The 17,790-nt window shown below is 62.2% G+C and carries 14 protein-coding genes; 6 read left to right on the forward strand and 8 right to left on the reverse strand.

The features are described 5' to 3' along the window. Positions 1-31: 31 nt before the first annotated feature. The 3 genes from ABTW55_RS06455 to ybbA form a co-directional block, all read right to left on the reverse strand. Positions 32-1,438 (reverse strand): sugar porter family MFS transporter, encoded by a 1,407-nt coding sequence (locus ABTW55_RS06455; protein ID WP_033647230.1) that lies wholly within the window; start codon positions 1,436-1,438, stop codon positions 32-34. Positions 1,439-1,809: 371 nt separating this feature from the next. Further along, on the reverse strand, positions 1,810-4,242 hold the full coding sequence (gene ybbP / locus ABTW55_RS06460; protein WP_041033729.1) for a putative ABC transporter permease subunit YbbP: 2,433 nt from the start codon (positions 4,240-4,242) through the stop codon (positions 1,810-1,812). Next, complete coding sequence (gene ybbA / locus ABTW55_RS06465; RefSeq protein ID WP_004940192.1) at positions 4,239-4,925, reverse strand: putative ABC transporter ATP-binding protein YbbA; 687 nt, start codon at positions 4,923-4,925, stop codon at positions 4,239-4,241. Before ybbA ends, ybbP begins: the two co-directional genes overlap by 4 nt. Between ybbA and tesA the strand changes: the two genes are divergently transcribed. The 3 genes from tesA to ABTW55_RS06480 all read left to right on the forward strand — a co-directional run bounded on the left by tesA (position 4,896) and on the right by ABTW55_RS06480 (position 7,269). Continuing rightward, a complete protein-coding gene (gene tesA / locus ABTW55_RS06470) occupies positions 4,896-5,534 on the forward strand; it encodes a multifunctional acyl-CoA thioesterase I/protease I/lysophospholipase L1 (RefSeq protein WP_160866764.1) in 639 nt (212 codons plus the stop codon). The two genes, ybbA and tesA, sit on opposite strands and share 30 nt — an antisense overlap. Positions 5,535-5,560: 26 nt before the next feature. After that, entirely contained in the window at positions 5,561-6,337 is a 777-nt protein-coding gene (locus ABTW55_RS06475) for an SDR family oxidoreductase (RefSeq protein ID WP_060420321.1), read from the forward strand. A 77-nt stretch (positions 6,338-6,414) separates the two neighbouring features. Beyond that, positions 6,415-7,269 carry a co-chaperone YbbN gene (locus ABTW55_RS06480; protein ID WP_033647233.1) on the forward strand — a complete coding sequence of 285 codons (855 nt, stop codon included), beginning with the start codon at positions 6,415-6,417 and terminating at the stop codon, positions 7,267-7,269. A gap of 283 nt (positions 7,270-7,552) precedes the next feature. On the opposite strand, the gene cfa is transcribed toward ABTW55_RS06480, so the two are convergent. The 5 genes from cfa to ABTW55_RS06505 form a co-directional block, all read right to left on the reverse strand. After that, complete coding sequence (gene cfa / locus ABTW55_RS06485) at positions 7,553-8,704, reverse strand: cyclopropane fatty acyl phospholipid synthase (protein ID WP_033637384.1); 1,152 nt, start codon at positions 8,702-8,704, stop codon at positions 7,553-7,555. Positions 8,705-8,898: 194 nt separating this feature from the next. After that, a complete protein-coding gene (locus tag ABTW55_RS06490; RefSeq protein WP_049242735.1) occupies positions 8,899-9,801 on the reverse strand; it encodes a carbamate kinase in 903 nt (300 codons plus the stop codon). A 21-nt stretch (positions 9,802-9,822) separates the two neighbouring features. Next, positions 9,823-10,692, reverse strand: a complete 870-nt coding sequence (locus ABTW55_RS06495) for a DUF2877 domain-containing protein (RefSeq protein ID WP_060420323.1) — start codon at positions 10,690-10,692, stop codon at positions 9,823-9,825. 16 nt (positions 10,693-10,708) lie between these two features. Next, positions 10,709-11,974 (reverse strand): DUF1116 domain-containing protein, encoded by a 1,266-nt coding sequence (locus ABTW55_RS06500; RefSeq protein ID WP_049242741.1) that lies wholly within the window; start codon positions 11,972-11,974, stop codon positions 10,709-10,711. Positions 11,975-11,983: 9 nt separating this feature from the next. Further along, positions 11,984-13,651 (reverse strand): acyl-CoA synthetase FdrA, encoded by a 1,668-nt coding sequence (locus ABTW55_RS06505; RefSeq protein ID WP_060420325.1) that lies wholly within the window; start codon positions 13,649-13,651, stop codon positions 11,984-11,986. A gap of 358 nt (positions 13,652-14,009) precedes the next feature. Here ABTW55_RS06505 and allD point away from each other — a divergent pair, with 358 nt between their 5' ends. From allD to ABTW55_RS06520, 3 genes are all read left to right on the forward strand, one after another. Beyond that, positions 14,010-15,059: an ureidoglycolate dehydrogenase gene (allD, locus tag ABTW55_RS06510; RefSeq protein WP_060420327.1), complete on the forward strand. Its 1,050-nt coding sequence runs from the start codon at positions 14,010-14,012 to the stop codon at positions 15,057-15,059. Between the two features lie 172 nt (positions 15,060-15,231). Continuing rightward, on the forward strand, positions 15,232-16,479 hold the full coding sequence (allC, locus tag ABTW55_RS06515; protein ID WP_060420329.1) for an allantoate deiminase: 1,248 nt from the start codon (positions 15,232-15,234) through the stop codon (positions 16,477-16,479). Then, positions 16,476-17,735, forward strand: a complete 1,260-nt coding sequence (locus ABTW55_RS06520; RefSeq protein ID WP_060420331.1) for an MFS transporter — start codon at positions 16,476-16,478, stop codon at positions 17,733-17,735. The genes allC and ABTW55_RS06520 overlap by 4 nt, the downstream gene beginning before the upstream one ends. Positions 17,736-17,790 lie beyond the last annotated feature (55 nt).

Genomic DNA, 17,790 nt, shown 5'->3' on the forward strand with positions numbered 1-17,790 from the left:
GCCCAGGCTGAACCTTTTTTTGCCGCAAAGATCAACGCGAGCCGATGTTACGCAACGGTTTGCCGGCCATCAGATTACGTTCAATATGTTCCAGAGAAATATTTTTGGTTTCCGGGATCAGCGCCAACGTGATGAAAACAAACAGCACGTTAAGCCCCGCATAGACCCAAAATGTGTGCGCGCTACCCAACGAATTCAGCATGGTCAGGAACGTCGCTCCCACAATCATATTGGCGATCCAGTTAGTGGCGGTGGAGCAGGTGATGCCGAAATCGCGGCCTTTCAATGGCTGGATCTCTGAACACAGCACCCAAATCAGCGGGCCGGCGCTCATGGCAAAGCCGACGATAAACATCAGCAGCATGACGATGGCGAAATATTGCGCCACCGCCGAGTTCATGCCGATATTCATCATGGTTCCCAGCGCCCCCATGCCGACGGCCATCACGATAAACCCAAGGATCAGGGTGGGTTTGCGGCCCCAGCGATCGACCAGCCCAATAGCGATAAAGGTGGCCAGCACGTTGACCAGACCGACGATCACCGTGCCCCACATCTGCTGTTCCGTGCTGGCGAAGCCCGCCAGACCGAAAATCTTCGGCGCGTAATACATGGTGACGTTCATCCCGGTGAACTGCTGCATCACCTGGAGAAGAACGCCAAGGAAAACCGCGCGGCGGAAATTTTTATTGCCTTTGAACAACGCCCAACCGCTTTGCTTCAGTTTGAGGCTTTCACGAATTTCATTCAGCTCATGCTGCGCCTGGGCACTGCTGTCGCGCAGCTTCTCCAACACCTGGCGCGCCTGCTCATGACGATTGCGCGAGGCCAGCCAGCGCGGGCTGTCAGGTAAAAAGAACACGCCAACCAACAACAGCCCGGCCGGGATGGTGATGACGCCCAACATCCAGCGCCAGGCGCCGGTATAGCTGAATGCCGTATCAGACAGGTAAGCCGCCAAAATACCGATGGTGATCATCAATTGATACATCGAGATCATGCTGCCGCGGATTTTCTCCGGCGCGATTTCAGAAAGATAAATCGGCGCGGTATAAGAAGCGATACCCACCGCCAATCCCAGCAGAATGCGTGAAACGATCAGCACCTCCACGTTGGGGGCGAACGCTGAACACAGCGATCCCGCGACGAACAGAATGGCGCCGATCATCAAACTGTATTTGCGCCCCAGCCGGAAGTTCATCCAGCCGCTGCCGATGGCGCCGACGGCGGCGCCAAACATCATCGAGCTGACCACCCACTCCTGCTGAGAGCTGGTGATATGAAAAGTGTCGGTAATAAACGGCAGAGCGCCGGCGATTACGCCAATATCCAAGCCAAACAACAGGCCGGCCAAGGCGGCCAAAAAACAGACGAAAAAAGTCATGCCGACATGGGTCGGGCTTTTCTCCGCCGGTGCAACTTTAACGGTAGCGCTCATACAGCCTCCAGGAGAAAACGGTCATCAGTTGTGCGACATGATAGGAGGCAATGCGTCGGAGATAAGTGAGTACGATCACATTAGTGGAAGCGGTTACATAATTTTAAACCTTAATCCTACGCGTCAACAGACGACAAACTCGTTTGGTTACTGTCTAACTCATTATTTATATGCATAAAAAAAGTAAGCAACGGCCTGAGTTTGGTAAGAGCATTGCCATACGCATTGTATCGATAGAGTACAAATGTAATCGATTTCACAAAAATCAGCGTGACGTGCGGAAGGGAACAAGGAGAAAAGCCACGGTAACGCGCGGCGGAAAATCGGCAGGCCCGGCCGCGCTTGGCGGCAACGGACCTGCGATAGCAAGATCAGCCATCATAACTGCGGAACAGCGCCCGGCCGCGCAGCAGGCGCACGCCCAGCCAGCCGCCGCACAGCGACAGCAGCAGCGCGCTGGCCAGCGGCAACGCCCACCACAGCACCGGCGTCGGCGTCCACGGAAAGTCGAACACCCGGCTCTGCAGCAGCCACAGCGCCGCCTCGGCGCCCACCGCCGCCGCGATGCCCGCCACCAGCCCCAGCAGGGCGAACTCGCACCACAGCGTGCGGCGCAGCAGCCGTTTGCCGGCGCCCAGCGTGCGATACACCACCAGCTCCTGGCGGCGCTGACGCATGCCGACCTGCACCTGCGCCAGCAGCAGCAGGCCGCCGCACAGCACCACCAGCACCACCATCACCTCCAGCGCGCGGCTGACCTGCTGCAGCACACCGCCGACCTGTTTCAGGATCGCGCCGATGTCCATCAGGCTGAGCGTCGGGAACTGGCGGTTGAGCTGGGTCAGCATCTGACCGTCGCCGTCGTAGCGGAAGCTGGTAAGCCAGGTCTGCGGCTGGCCGTCCAGCGCGCCCGGCGGGAAGATAAAGTAAAAGTTCGGCTTCAGGCTTTCCCAATCCACCTGGCGCAGGCTGGTGACCTTGGCGCTGAACGCCTGCGTATCGCCGCTGAAGGTCAGCGTGTCGCCCAACTTGATCTTCAGCCGCCCGGCAATGCCTTCATCCATCGAGACTTCGCCGCTTTTCGGCGGCCAGCTGCCCGCCACCAGCGGATTATGATCCGGCAGATCGGCCAGCCAGGTCAGGTTCAGCTCGCGGTTCACCGCCTCGCCGCCCGGATCGTCTTCATGCACCCGCTCGGTCGCCAGCTGCTGGTTTATCTCGGTCAGGCGCACCCGGACGATCGGATAATAGGTTTCCGGCTTGATCTGGTGCTGCTGCAGGAAGGTTTTCACCTGCGGCACCTGCGCCTCGGTCATGTTGAGCAGGAAATAGTTCGGGCTGTCCGGCGGCAGCTGTTGCTGCCAGCGGTCGAGCAAATCGCCGCGCAGCACCAGCAACAGCGCCAGCAGCATAAACGACAGCGAGAACGCCGCCAGCTGGCTGATGGTCACCCACGGCTGATGCAGCAGGCGGTTGACCGCCAGCCGCAGCGCCAGGCTCTTGAGCGTGATGCGGCGCAGCAGCTGCAGGCTGCCCCAGCCGATGCCGCCCAGCAGCAGCGCCAGCACCGCCATGCCCGCCAAGATCGCCCACAGCAGCGTGCTGGCCCCCATCAGCGTCACCAGCAGCGCCACCACGATCGCCGCCGTCACCGGCAGGAAGTAGCGCAGCGGCCAGACGTTGGCCACTACGTCGCGGCGCAGCACCCGCAGCGGTTGGGTAGCCAGCAGCTGACGGTACGGCCGCAGCCCGACCAGCAGCGAAATCAGCACCAGCGCGCCGAGCGCCCACAGCCACGGCCAGGCGCCGGCGGCGGGCAACGCGGCCGGCAATACCGGCTTCAGCAGGCGAATCAACAGCGCTTCGAACGCCAGCCCGATCGCCCCGCCGCACACCGCCGCCAGCGCCATCACCGCCAGCCACTGGCCGACGATCAGTTTACGCAGCGCGCCGCGCCCGGCGCCGAGGGTTTTCAGCACCGCGATCAGATCGTAGCGGCTGCGGCAATAGTGGCTCATCGCCACCGCCACGGCGGCGATCGACAACAGCAGCGTCAGCAGGGCCGACAGCAGCAGGAACTGTTGGGATCGCTGCAGTGACTTGCCGAGCGCGCTGCCGGACTCCTGCAGCCCGAACCAGCGCTGATCCGGCGTCAACTGCGGCGTCAGCCGCTCCTCGTAACGCTGAATATCCGGCTCGGCGCCGGCGAACATGTAGCGGTAGGTCAGGCGACTGCCCGGCTGCACCGCGCCGGTCTTATCGACGTCCGCCAGGTTGATCATGATGCGCGGCGCGGTCTGGAACGGGTTGAAGCCGGCGTCCGGTTCCTGAATGATTTCACCGGCGATGCGCAGCGTGGTGTCGCCCACCTCGAGCGAATCCCCCACTTTCACGTTCAGCAGCGCCAGCAAACGCGGCGCCACCAGCACGCTGCCCGGTTCGGGCTTGATGTTGGCCGGGCGCGTTTCCAGCTTGCCATACAGCGGATAGGCCAAATCGGTGGCTTTCACGTCCGCCAGCTGCGGCCGGTCGCCGGCATAGGTCATGGTGGTGAACGACAGCTGGCGGCTCAGCGTCAGCCCCTGCTGCTGCGCGTCCAGCAGCCAGCCTTCCGGCACCGGATGCGCACTGCGCAGCACCCGATCGCCGGCGATAAAATCGCGGCTCTGCTGGCTGAGCCCTTTGTCCATGCGATCGCTGATGCTGCCCAGCGCCAGCACGCAGGCCACGGAGAGCGTCAACGCCAGCCAAACGATCAGCAGCGACGGCGAGCGCCATTCGCGCCAGAACCAGCGCCAGATCATGCTTCCTCCCACAGCTTGCCTTCACGCAGCCGCAGCCGCCGCTGGCAGCGCGCCGCCAGGGTTTCGTCATGGGTCACCAGGATCAGGGTGGTGTCAAAATCGCGGTTGAGAGAGAACAACAGGTCGGCGATGCGATCGCCGGTCTGGCGATCGAGGTTGCCGGTCGGTTCATCGGCGAACAGCACCCGCGGCCGGCCGCTGAAGGCGCGCGCCAGCGCCACACGCTGCTGCTCGCCGCCGGACAGCTGCGCCGGCAGGTGATCGAGCCGTTTGCCCAATCCCAGCTGTTCCAGCAGCTGCACCGCCTGCTCGCGGCTCTGCCTGTCGCTCTCGCCGCGCAGCAGCGCCGGCAGCTGCACGTTTTCCAGCGCGTTCAGCGTCGGCACCAGCATGAACGACTGAAACACGAAGCCGACGTTCCTGGCGCGCAGCGCGGCGCGGCCTTCTTCGTCCAGCGCGGTCAGCGACTCGCCCAGCAGGCGCACCTCGCCCTCGCTGCCGTCATCCAGCCCGGCCAAAATGCCCAGCAGGGTCGATTTCCCCGATCCGGATTCACCGATCAGGGCGATCGTCTGCGCGGGTTTGACAAGCAGCTCGACTCCGGTAAGGATGGTGAGCTGATGCTCACCCTGACCAACGTGTTTACTAAGATGATGAACTTCAAGAACGTTTTCCGCTGGCATCTTCCCTTCCTTTTGCTGTTGGGATTATTCAGTTTACGCGCTGTCGCCGCCGATACCTTGTTGATTTTGGGCGACAGTTTAAGCGCCGGCTACCGCCTGCCGATCGAGCGGGCCTGGCCGACGCTGTTGGCCGAACAGTGGCAGAAAAAACCGGGCGCGCCGCAGCTGGTCAACGCCAGCATCAGCGGCGACACCGCCGCACAGGGGCTGGCGCGTCTGCCCGCGCTGCTGAAACAGCATCAGCCACGCTGGGTGCTGATCGAGCTGGGCGCCAACGACGGCCTGCGCGGTTTCCCGGCGCCGGACATGCAGCGCGATCTCGGCCAGATCATCACGCGGGTGCAGCAGGCCGGCGCACAGCCGCTGCTGATGCAGATCCGCATCCCGCCGAACTACGGCCGCCGCTATACCGAGGCGTTCAGCGCCGTCTATCCGGCGCTGGCCAGACAGTTCAACATTCCGCTGCTGCCGTTCTATATGGAACAGGTGGTGGTGAAGCCGGAATGGATGCAGGATGACGGATTGCACCCCAATGGGGACGCCCAGCCGTTTATCGCCACCTGGATGGCGGAGCGCCTGGAACCGCTAGTAAAACATGAGTCTAACTAAATTAGGGTCGTACACTAGGTAAAGTTATGCAAAAAGCAGTATTGATAACCGGCTGCTCCAGCGGGATTGGATTGATTGCGGCGCAGGATCTGCGCAACCGCGGCTACCGGGTGCTGGCCGCCTGCCGCAAGCCGCAGGACGTGGAAAACATGCGCCAGCTCGGGCTGGAAGGCATCGAGCTGGATCTGGACGACAGCGCCAGCGTCGAGCGCGCCGCCGCCGAGGTGATCGCGCTGACCGGCGGCCGTCTGTACGCCCTGTTCAACAACGGCGGCTTCGGCGTTTACGGCCCGCTCAGCGGCATCTCGCGCAGCCAGCTGGAGCGGCAGTTCGCCACCAACCTGTTCGGCACCCACCAGTTGACCCAGTTGCTGCTGCCGGCGATGTTGCCGCACGGCGAAGGGCGCATTATCCAGACCAGCTCGGTGATGGGCCTGGTCTCCAGCGCCGGGCGCGGCGCCTACGCCGCCAGCAAGTTCGCGCTGGAAGCCTGGTCAGACGCGCTGCGCATGGAGCTGCACGGCAGCGGCATTCAGGTCAGCCTGATCGAACCGGGGCCGATTTCCACCCACTTTAGCCAGAACGTCAATCAGACGCAGAGCGACAAACCGGTGCATAACCCCGGCATCGCCAAGCGCCTGACGCTGCCGCCGGAGGCCATTCTGCCCAAGCTGCGCCACGCGCTGGAAAGCCCGCGCGCCAAACTGCGCTACCCGGTGACCCTGCTGGCGCACGCGATGAGCGTGCTGCGCCGCATTCTACCGGGCCGCTGTCTGGATTGGCTGCTGCGCAGCAACGCTTAATTCGCCCGCCGGGGTTGAAGAATGGCGGCGCGCCCCCATCTACACCCCATGGCTCCGCACGATCAGAGAGAAAAAAGATGCTAGCTCAAGCTGTTGTTGATATTAACGAAACTAACCTGCACCAGACGCTGGAACAGTCGATGTCCATTCCGGTGCTGTTCTACTTCTGGTCCGAGCGCAGCCAACACTGCCTGCAGCTCACGCCGGTGCTCGACAAACTGGCGGCGGAATACGCCGGCCAGTTCATTCTGGCCAAGGTGGACTGCGACGCCGAACAGATGATCGCCTCCCAATTCGGGCTGCGCTCCATTCCGACCGTCTACCTGTTCAAAGACGGTCAGCCGGTCGACGGCTTCCAGGGCCCGCAGCCGGAAGAAGCGATCCGCGACTTGCTGCAGCGTTTCCTGCCGAAGGAAGAAGATCTGAAACTGGCGCAGGCGCAGGAACTGCTGGCCGCCGGCAACGCTGCCGAAGCGCTGCCGCTGCTGAAAGACGCCTGGCAGAGCAGCCAACAGCGCAGCGACATCGGCCTGACCCTGGCCGAAACTCAGATCGCGCTCAGCCGCAGCGAAGACGCCGAAGCGGTGCTGGCGACCATTCCACTGCAGGATCGCGATACCCGCTATCAGGGCCTGGTGGCGCAGATTGAACTGTTGAAGCAGGCGGCGGACACGCCGGAAATCCAACAGCTGCAACAGCAGGTGCAGCAGCAGCCGGGCAACGTCGAGCTGGCGGTGCAGCTGGCGCTGCAGCTGCATCAGGTCGGGCGTAACGAAGAAGCGCTGGAACTGCTGATGGGGCATCTGAAGAAAGATCTGGCCGCCGCCAACGGCAACGCGCGCAAGACCCTGATGGACATTCTGGCCGCGCTCGGCACCGGCGACGCGCTGGCCGCTAAGTATCGCCGCCAGCTGTACTCCCTGCTGTACTGATATACCCTTCGTCTTTCCAGCCGCATCGTTGTTGGCTGCACGTTCGAACCCCAGTCACTTAGTTATCTAAGCTCCTGGGGTTTCTCACGTTTGCCGCCTAGACGCAACTGGAAATCCATTGGGTATATGTGTTGTCCCAAAGTAAATATTGAAGGGTATCCCCTAAATAGTTCGAGTTGCATCAAGGCGGCAAGTTTGTAAGTCCCCGGGAACTTACTCAAGTAAGCGACCGGGGCGCGCAAACGCAGCCAACACAGATGCAGCTTGAAATATGACGGGGATATCAGCGATAGACCCGCACCCCGCCTTCCACGCCCGCCGGGCTGAACAACACCTGCCACAGCTGAATGTTGCGCGAACGGAACGCGCCGGCGCAGGCGTTCAGGTAATAAGTGAACATGCGTTCGAAGCGCTCGGAATAGCCGCCGGCCAACTCTGGCCACGCACGTTTGAAGTTCTCCAGCCAGGCCATCAGCGTGCGATCGTAATCGGCGCCAAAGTTGTGCCAATCCTCCATCACGAAACGCCCTTCGCTGGCCTCGGCGATATGCCGCACCGAAGGCAGGCAGCCGTTGGGGAAGATGTATTTGTCTATCCAGGCGTCGACGTTGAGATCGGTCTGATTGGAACCGATGGTGTGCAGCAGGAACAGGCCGTCGGGCTTCAGGTTGCGCGCCGCGACGCTGAAATAGGTCTCGTAGTTTTTCGGCCCGACGTGCTCGAACATGCCGACCGACACGATGCGATCGAACTGGCGATCCAGATCGCGGTAATCCTGCAGCAAGATCTCGACGTCCAGCCCGGCGCAGCGTGCCTGCGCCAGCTTCTGCTGCTCGGCGGAAATGGTCACGCCGTGCACCGAGACGCCGTAGTTTTGCGCCGCAAACTGCGCCAGCCCGCCCCAGCCGCAGCCGATATCCAGCAGCGTCATGCCCGGTTTCAGCTGCAGTTTCTCGCAGATCATCCGCAGCTTGGCCTGCTGCGCCTGCTCCAGCGTCTGCGCCTCTTTCCAGTAACCGCAGGAGTATTGCATGTAGGGATCGAGCATCGCCCGGAACAGGTCGTTGCCGATGTCGTAGTGCTCTTTGCCCACCTGCCAGGCGCGCTTGCGCGATTGGCGGTTGAACAGCCGGGCATAGGCGATGCGCGCGATGTCGCTCAGGCTTTTCGGCAGCCGCTCATCGACGCCGGCCTGCAGAATGCGGGTGAACAGCATATCCAGCCGTTCGCACTCCCACCAGCCGTCCATGTAGCCTTCGCCGAAACCGAGCGAGCCTTCCTGCAAAATGCGTTTGAACAGCGCCGGGTTGTGCACCCGGATATCCCAGGCGCGCGGGCCGTTGATGGCGACGCCGGCTTCCGCCAACATCTCCTCCACAATGCGATACCAGCGATCCTTCTTCTGGGCGAGTTCATCAACACTGAGCGAATCCATAACAATCCTTGGCCGAAATGTCATTTCAAAAAGCATAGTCGCAAATAAAAATGACAAATTTTTGACGGTAAATACCGGGGTGTTTTTACTCTAGCCAAGGCGAGCAACATCATGAAATGAATAAAAATTATTGAAATCATGCCATTTAGGCATACTTATCCGCGCCAACGCGGGCGCGGATAAACCGACGGCGGCTAAGGCAAAATAGAGGTGCCGGCCTGGCCCGCCAGCACCGCGTCGATATCCTGCAGGCCGCCGATATGGGCCGTCCGCCCGGTGCGATCGACGAAGCGGCTGACCGCCATGATCTTCGGCCCCATGGCGCCGTCCGCCACCGCCATCGGCGCCAGCTCCTGCGTGGTGGCGCGCCGAATGGCGCGCTGGCGCGGCGTGCCCCACTCCTGATACACCGCGTCGGCGTCGGTGAGGATCACCAGATGATCGGCCCCCACCTGCTCCGCCAACAGCGCCGCCGCCAGATCTTTGTCGATCACCGCTTCGCTGCCCGTCAGCCCATGCTCGCCGGCGATCATCGGGATGCCGCCGCCGCCGTTGCAGATAACGATATGCCGCTGCGACAGCAGCAAGGTGATCGCCTCGATGTCGAGGATCTTTTGCGGCGCCGGCGAAGGCACCACCCGGCGGATATAGTTGCCGTCCGCCTTCAGCGTCCAGCCGAACTTGGCCTCCAGCGCCTGCCGCTGTTCCGGCGCATACACCGGCCCGATGAACTTGCTCGGCGCCTGATAATCCGCATCCTGCGCATCCACCAGCACCCGCGTCAGCAGCGTGGACACCGGCTGCTGCGGATGGTTGGCGCTCAGCTGCTGCGCCAGCATATAGCCGATCATGCCCTGGCTTTCGGCCACCAGAATATCCAGCGGATAGGGCGGCACATCGCGGTACGCCAGATTTTGCAACGCCAGCAACCCCACCTGCGGGCCGTTGCCGTGCACGATGGCGATGCGGTATTTCTGCGCCAGCTTGCCGATGGCGTCGGCGATGAGGGCGATGCTCTTATACTGATTTTCCGCAGAGAGCACGGCTCCGCGTTGCAACAAGGCGTTGCCGCCCAACGCAATGACCAAGGTTTTCATGGTTTGCACCCGTAGTTGAAATCATACCGTCCCGGCCGGATCCGCGATCCGGCCCTCATGTTCACACCGCGCGCCGCACAGTGCGTTAATCGTCGTCACCCCCAGCCATACGCCCAGCAGCGTGTCCGCCCCCGAGAAATGCCCCAGGTTCAGCACCGCCGCCACCGCCGCCGATACGCCGTTAGGTACCTGCAGCCCCTGCGCCAGCATATGCAGCGGCGTGGCGAACACGCCCCGCTCGGCGTAATGCAGGTAGTGCGCGCTCACCAGCGTGGTCAACGCTTCCAGCGGTGGCGTCTGGGCGAAAAACGGCGTCAGCCCGGCGACCTGGATGCGGCTGTCGAGGTGCGCGCTCAGCAACAGACCGAGCAAGGTGTCGTCGTTGCTCGGCGTCAGCCCCGGCCCTTTGCCCAGCGTATGGCGCCAGTCGACCGCGCCGCCCCGCAGCCAACGGGAGAAATCCCGCGCCAGCCTGGCCAGCTCCGGCGTTAACGGCCGCTTCACCAGCCGACCGATTTCGCCGTGCAACCCGCACTGCGCCGTGCAGCGCTGCAATACCGCCGCCAGCGGCCGATCGGCAATGGCCGCCCGCTGCGCCAGCGCCAGATCCCGCGCCATCGCGGCGGGCCGAACAAGGAGCGCATCCAACGTGATGCCTGCGGCGGAGAAAGTGCAGCGTCGTACAGACGGCACCGCACGCCGCACGCGATCGAAATCCCGCGCGCCGAGCTGCCACCCCATCGGGCTCAGGCCGCTGCCGGCGCGGTGCAGCGTCAGCAGCCGCGCGTTTTCCGTCAGGAAATTGATCGCGTTGGTGAAGCTGCCGACGCAGCGCAGCGCGCCATAGTCCCGCGTCACATGGCGGCTGCCGGCCAGCGCGACAATGTCCATACGCCCCTCCGTTCACTTACGCCGTGATGCCGAGCTTATCGGCCAGCGCTTCGATCGCCTTCTCGAAACAACCGAGCGGCGCACGCACCGTGCCTGCGCCGATCTGCCCGACCCCGGCTTCGCGGTGAGCAATGCCGGTGTTGATCAGCGGCGTGATGCCGGTTTCCACCACCCGCCGGGCATCCAGCCCCAGGCAGGCGCCCTGGAAGTCCCAGGTCGGGATCTGCAGCATCATGTTGCGCTCAAGATAGATCTCCGCCATTTCCTCGGAGATGTCGGTGGCGGCGCTCATGCCGCCGGAAGCCCCGACGAAACGCGTCACGCCCGGGGCCGCGACCATCGCCGCCCCACCGATGCCGAAGGTTTCGGTGATCGCGCTGTCGCCGATGTCCGGGTTGGCGTCCGCCTGGCTGAAGCCGGAGAAGAACAGCCCTTCCGGCGTATTGACCGGCGCGGTGAACCAACGATCGCCCATGCCGCTGATCTTGACGCCAAAGTTCTTGCCGTTGCGGGTCATTACCGTGACGATAGTGCCCTGCTCAATTTCTGCTCCCGCATCCATCGCCGCCTTGCAGTAAGCCATCGCCAGATTGAGGAAGAACTGATCGGTGATGCTGAGGAACTGCATCACCTGCGCCAGCTCCGCCTTATCGCGAGGCAGCAGGCTAATCTCCGGCGCCAATCTGCGCATCAATAGCGCTGAGGCTGCGATATTGCGCTGGTGGAATTCGTCCCCCATGCTGATCGCCTGCGCCATCAGCGCGGTCAGATCGATCCCCTCCTCCAGCGTCGCCAGCACCGCTTTCAGCACCGGAGCCAAAGAGTCGCGCATCCAGCGCAGACGCTGCTGCACATCCTCGCCATAGGCGCCGAAGCGCATCACCTTACCGATGCCTTCGTTCATGTTGCAGTAGGCGTAGTTGCCGTGGACGGTGTTCCTGACTACCACCATCGGCATGTGGGCCGAGGTGATGCCGCCCATCGGCCCCACCGCGCTCACGCTGTGGCATGGGATGAACTCGATTTCCCCTTGCTCCAGCAGCGCCAGCGCCTGCTGTTCATCCTGCGCCCAGCCTTCGAACAGGCAGGCGCCAATGCAGGCACCGCGCACCGGACCGCTCATCTCTTGCCAGGTGACCGGCGGCCCGGCGTGCAGCAGCTTGCGTCCTTCAGCCAGCTGCGGGATCAACCGATGCGCCAGATCCACATCCTGCCAGTGCGGGCGCGCCTCGCGGATACGGGCGATAACGGCGGCGTTTGCTTGCTCAATCGTTGCGTACATAGCGGTTCCTTACTTTAATTTTTTCAAGATGTTGGCTAATCGTTGATCGCCGCCGGCCACCGGCGCCCACTGGTAGTGCACCACCGGGATGTCGCTGGTTTGCAGGTCATCGGCGAAGCTGCGCAGCCCGGCGTTGATCACCGCGACGCCGTCCAGCAAGGCCGGCCGTTCGCGTTCAGGTGCGGGTAAGACGGGGGTAATCAGCTGGTGCGCCAGCGCGACCGCCGCCGGCAGCGACGGCATCACTGCGATGCCGGCTTCCTGCAGGGTGGCGATTTGCCGCGAGCGCTGCTGCGGATCCTGTTCGGTGCCGGTGACGGTGGCGATCGCCGCCAGCGGGTGGGCCGCGCCGCGCGCCGCGCGCACGTTGGCCACCTCGGCCGCCAGCGACGCCGCCGGATCGTCCTGAGCGCCGAAGCCGATCACCACATCCAGCAGCAACACGCCGGTCTGCGGCTGCTGTGCCAGGCGGGCGATTTCTTGATTGCGGGCGGTCGGGTCAATCATCGGGTGCGGTCGCCCCTGGGTATAAAAGTCATCGCCCATGTCGATGATGCGATGGCCGTCGGCCATCAGCATGGCGCCGCGCGGGTGCTCGCTATCCACCGGCAGGGACAGTTTTTCCGCCAGCAGCATCGCGCATTCGGCGGCCAGCGTGCCGCCGGCGTACAGCCCGGCGATTTTGCCGCCGGGCACCGCGGGCTGTTGTGCCGCCTGTTGCTGCACGTAGCCCAGCATCGCCGCCAGCCGCGCCGCTTCATCCAGCGTGGCGGCGAACGTGATGTTGCCCTCCTGACGCACGGCGGACTGCGCGCCGAGGAACAGCGCCACTACCGGCTTACCGAGCGCTTTCATCTCGTCAATCACCCGCTGGCGCACCTCGGGCGCCGGCGGTTTGGACACGAACGCCAGCACCAGACTCTGCGGATCCGCCGCCAGCATGCGCAGCGCGCTGATGGCGCTGATGCCGCCGATCTCCGCCGTCAAATCCCGCCCGCCGAGGCCAATGGCGTGCGAGATGCCCTGGCCTGCCAGGGTAATTTGCGAAATCAGCTCCTGAATGCCGGTGCCGGAGGCGCCCACCACGCCGATAGATCCAGCGGGTGCCACGTTGGCGAACGCCAGCGGCGCGCCGGCGATGCAGGCGGTGCCGCAGTCCGGCCCCATCACGATCAGCCCGCGTTCGCGCGCCTTGGTTTTCAGCGCCACTTCCTGCGCCGGGCTGACGTTGTCAGAGAACATCATCACGTTGCAGCCGTCTTCCAGCGCGCTATCCGCCAGCTCCGCCGCATATTCGCCGGCGATCGAGATCAGCGCCAGATTGGCGGCGGGCAGCTTCTGCCTGGCGGTGCGCCAGCTGCGCGCCCGCAGCAGTTTTTTGCCGCCCTGGCTGCCCTGCGCAATCGCCTTGAGCGCCGTCTCCAGCGCCGCGCCGATCTCCTCGGCGATCGTCTCGTCGGCGGACTCCGCCTTGATCGCCACGCAAATATCGTTCGGCGTCGCTTCGCTAAACTGCGGGTGCCAGAAACCAGTCACCTCCAATAAGGATTTATTGGCCGGTGTCCCCATCATGACGGATATTTCCTCGACCTTGGGAGATTCACTGAGTTTGCGGGAGATCAACATCAGGCTGACGGAATCCTGAAAGCTCCCCTTTTTAATAAAAGCATGGATCATGGTGATATCCTTAAGACAGCATTTAATAATATCGGCAATATTTCCCGCACCGGCGGTACGGCGACGCATTGAATTCAGCGAAAAGGTTAATTATCAAGCTACAAATTAAAACCGCGCCCCGAGGTGAGTACGGTCACACTTTATCCATTGTTAGAAAAAATAACTTAATCGCCTGAATATTAGTTAATCCAGAAGGGAAAAAACATTTATAAAAAAACTTCTAACAATGGCGATTTAATTCAACGAATTTTTAATCCAATCGGATAAAACGCATCTGGATCACATTATTCCCCCCCGGTATTTATACATTACAACGCAGAGGCGAATTAAATAAACCGTAGTGATAAAAGGACTGTATATGAAGGTCTCTAAACAACAATTACATCAGCTTATCCAGCAAAAAATTCACGCCGCCGGCCTGAGCCAGGAACACGCCGGCATCGTCGCCGACGTGCTGGTTCATGCCGATGCGCGCGGCATTCATTCTCACGGTGCGGTCAGGGTCGAATACTATTCCGAACGCATCAGCAAAGGCGGCACCAATAATCACCCGCATTTCACCTTTGAGAAAACCGGCCCCTGCAGCGCCATTTTCGACGGCGACAACGGCGCCGGGCACGTGGCGGCCAAGCTGAGCATGGATCGCGCCATTGAAATGGCGAAAGAGAACGGCGTGGCGGTAGTGGGCGTGCGCCGCATCGGCCACAGTGGAGCGCTGTCCTACTTCGTGCAGCAGGCGGCGCGCGCCGGCATGGTCGGCATTTCGCTGTGCCAGTCCGATCCGATGGTGGTGCCGTACGGCGGCGCCGAGGTCTACTACGGCACCAACCCCATCGCCTTCTCCGCGCCGGGCGAAGGCGACGAGCTGATCACCTTCGATATGGCCACCACCGTGCAGGCCTGGGGCAAAGTGCTGGACGCCCGCTCGCGCAACGCCGCCATCCCCGACACCTGGGCGGTGGACGCCGAGGGCAAGCACACCACCGATCCGTTCGCCGTCAGCGGCCTGCTGCCGATCGCCGGGCCGAAAGGCTACGGCCTGATGATGATGGTCGACGTGCTGTCGGGCATTTTGCTCGGCCTGCCGTTCGGCAAACACGTCAGCTCGATGTATCACGATCTCAGCGCCGGCCGGGAATTGGGGCAATTGCATATTGTCCTGAATCCGGGTTATTTCACCAACGAATCGGCGTTCCGTAAAAATATCAGCCAGGTCATGAAAGAGTTGAATTCCGTTAAGCCGGCGCCGGGCGTCAGCAAAGTGCTTTACCCGGGGCAGAACAGCCATGCGCGTGAAATGGAAAGCGAGAAAAACGGTATCGAAATCGTCGACGATATTTATCAATACTTAATTTCAAATGCTATTTACCAGCGTTCTTACGACCATAAAGATCCCTTCGCCAGTTAACGCACTCTTATTATCGTGGGCTTTTTACGCCGCGGCTCGCGGTTGATATTTCTGAGCCGGGGAGAAAAAAGAAAACCTTCATCAGCGCGCTCAGCGCAATAGGTCGGCCGGCGGCGAATAGCCTCCGCCCTGGCCGCATCGCCGCTGAGACACAACATGCGGGCAGGTAAACATGAAAGACTTCCAACAAGAAATCCGTGATATTTCCGGCTGGTTATCGAAAATCGGCGCCGACCCCAGCGGCGGCATGACGCGTCTGCTTTATACCCCGGAATGGATCGAAGCGCAGCACGCGCTGAAAAACGCCTTCGAGGCCGCCGGACTGCGCACCCATTTTGATGCAGTCGGCAACCTGTTCGGCCGGCTGGAGGGCAGCAAATACCCCGACCAGGTGATTCTCTCCGGTTCGCATATCGACACGGTGGTCAACGGCGGCAACCTCGACGGCCAGTTCGGTATCGAAGCCGCCTTCATGGCGATCAAACACCTCAAGGACACCTACGGCCCGCCGCTGCGCAGCCTGGAAGTCATCGCGCTGGCGGAAGAAGAAGGCAGCCGCTTCCCTTATGTGTTCTGGGGCAGCAAGAACATCGTCGGCCTGGCCCGGCGGGAAGACGTGCAGCACATTACGGACGCCAAGGGGGTCGGCTTCGTCAACGCCATGCGCGACGCCGGTTTCGATTTCCCCCCGCCGCATCAGCCGCTGCGCAGCGACATCGCGGCCTTCGTCGAGATCCATATCGAACAGGGCAAGGTGCTGGAAACCGAAGGCAAAACCATCGGCGTGGTGACCAGCATCGTTGGCCAACGGCGTTATGACGTGCGGCTGCAGGGCGAAGCCAACCACGCCGGCACCACCCCGATGAGCTATCGCCGGGATACCGTGCATGCCTTCAGCCGCATCTGCTGCGAATCGATCGCCAAGGCGCGCGCCGAGGGCGACCCGCTGGTGCTGACCTTCGGCAAGGTGGAGCCGAAGCCGAACACCGTCAACGTGGTGCCGGGCTTCACCCACTTCACCCTCGACTGCCGCCACACCGATCAGGCCACGCTGCTGCGCTTCACGCAGGAGATCGAGCAGGATATCCAGCGCATCTGCGCCGAGATGGGCATCGAGGCCGAGATCGATCTGTGGATGGACGAAGCACCGATCCCGATGAACGAACAGCTGGTGGCCTGCGTCAGCCGCCTGTGCGAAACGCAGCGGCTGAATTACCGCATGATGCACAGCGGCGCCGGACACGACTCGCAAATCTTCGCCCCGCGCGTGCCAACGGTGATGATGTTCGTGCCGAGCATCGCCGGCATCAGCCATAACCCGGCGGAAAAAACCGCCGTCGCCGATTTGAACGAAGGGGTGAAAATCCTGGCGCAGACGCTGTATCAGCTGGCCTACACCGAACAGGGGGCCAAGGCATGAGCAACGACATCGACCCGCGCTACTGGAAAAAGATCGTCGTCGTGCTCTGTCTGGGCTGGGCGGTGATCTGGATCTATCGCACCGTCCTGACGCCGATCTTCCCCGAGATCCAACAAACCATCGGCGCGCACTCCAATGCGGAAATGGGGCTGATCGCCAGCTTCTACTTCTTCGCCTACACCGGGATGCAGATCCCGGCGGGCATCCTGGTGGACAAATTCGGCAAGAAGGTGGTGCTGATCCCGGGCTTCTGCCTGTTCATCATCGCCACGCTGCTGATCGGCAACGCCACCAGCCTGACCATGGTCTATGCCGGCAGCCTGCTGGCGGGCATGGGCTGCGGCTCTTATTACGGCTCGGCCTACTCTCTGTCGTCGGAGAATATCCCGCTGGAACGCCGTGGCCTGGCGACCGCGGTGATCAACAGCGGCTCGGCGCTCGGCATGGCCATCGGCCTGATCGCCTCCAGCCTGCTGGTGAAAAGCTTCAACATGAACTGGCAGATCATGCTGTTCATCATCACCGGCCTGCTGGTAGTGATGACGCTGGTGTTCGCCGTGGTCATCAAAGGCTCGCAGCCTCAAGCCGCGGCGGCCGTCAGCCAGACCGTTGCGCCGACGGCTATCGCGCCCGAAGAGGACGGCCAGCCCAGCGGCCTGTTCAGCCTGCGCATGATCTCCGCCTACGCGATGTACTTCGCCACCTGCTACGGCTACTACATGATAGTCACCTGGCTGCCCTCGTTCCTGCAGCAAGAGCGCGGCTTTGAAGGGGTGGCCATCGGCTTCTCCTCCGCCCTGGTGGCGTTCGCCTCGGTGCCGGGCGCGCTGTTCTTCAGCCGCATGTCCGACCGTTTCCGCAACAAGAAGGTGCAGCTGATCATTTTCCTCGAGCTGTGCGCGGCGGTGATGCTGGTTTGCACCGTCATTTCGCCGGACTCCACCATGCTGCTGATCAGCCTGATCCTGTACGGGTTGCTGGGCAAGCTGGCGGTCGATCCGATCATGATCTCCTTCGTCGCCGACAACGCACCGAAGAAAGGCTATGGCACCAGCTTCGGCGTGTTCAACTTCTTCGGCATGTCCTCGTCGGTGATCGCCCCCTTCCTGACCGGCGTGATCTCCGACAGCACCGGCTCCAAGGTGATGGGGTTTTACATCTCCGCCGCCATCCTGCTGGTGGGCACCGCCATTTTCTTCACCGTCAACGTCTTGATGAAACGCACTACGCCAACCCGAACGGCCACCGAGGCCTGACGGCGCTTTTTTACCGGGCGCCGCCGCGGCGCCCTTTCAACGATCAGGAGAATCA

The organism is Serratia sp. SM04 (assembly GCF_040280225.1).
GTDB classification, from domain to species: domain Bacteria; phylum Pseudomonadota; class Gammaproteobacteria; order Enterobacterales; family Enterobacteriaceae; genus Serratia; species Serratia sarumanii.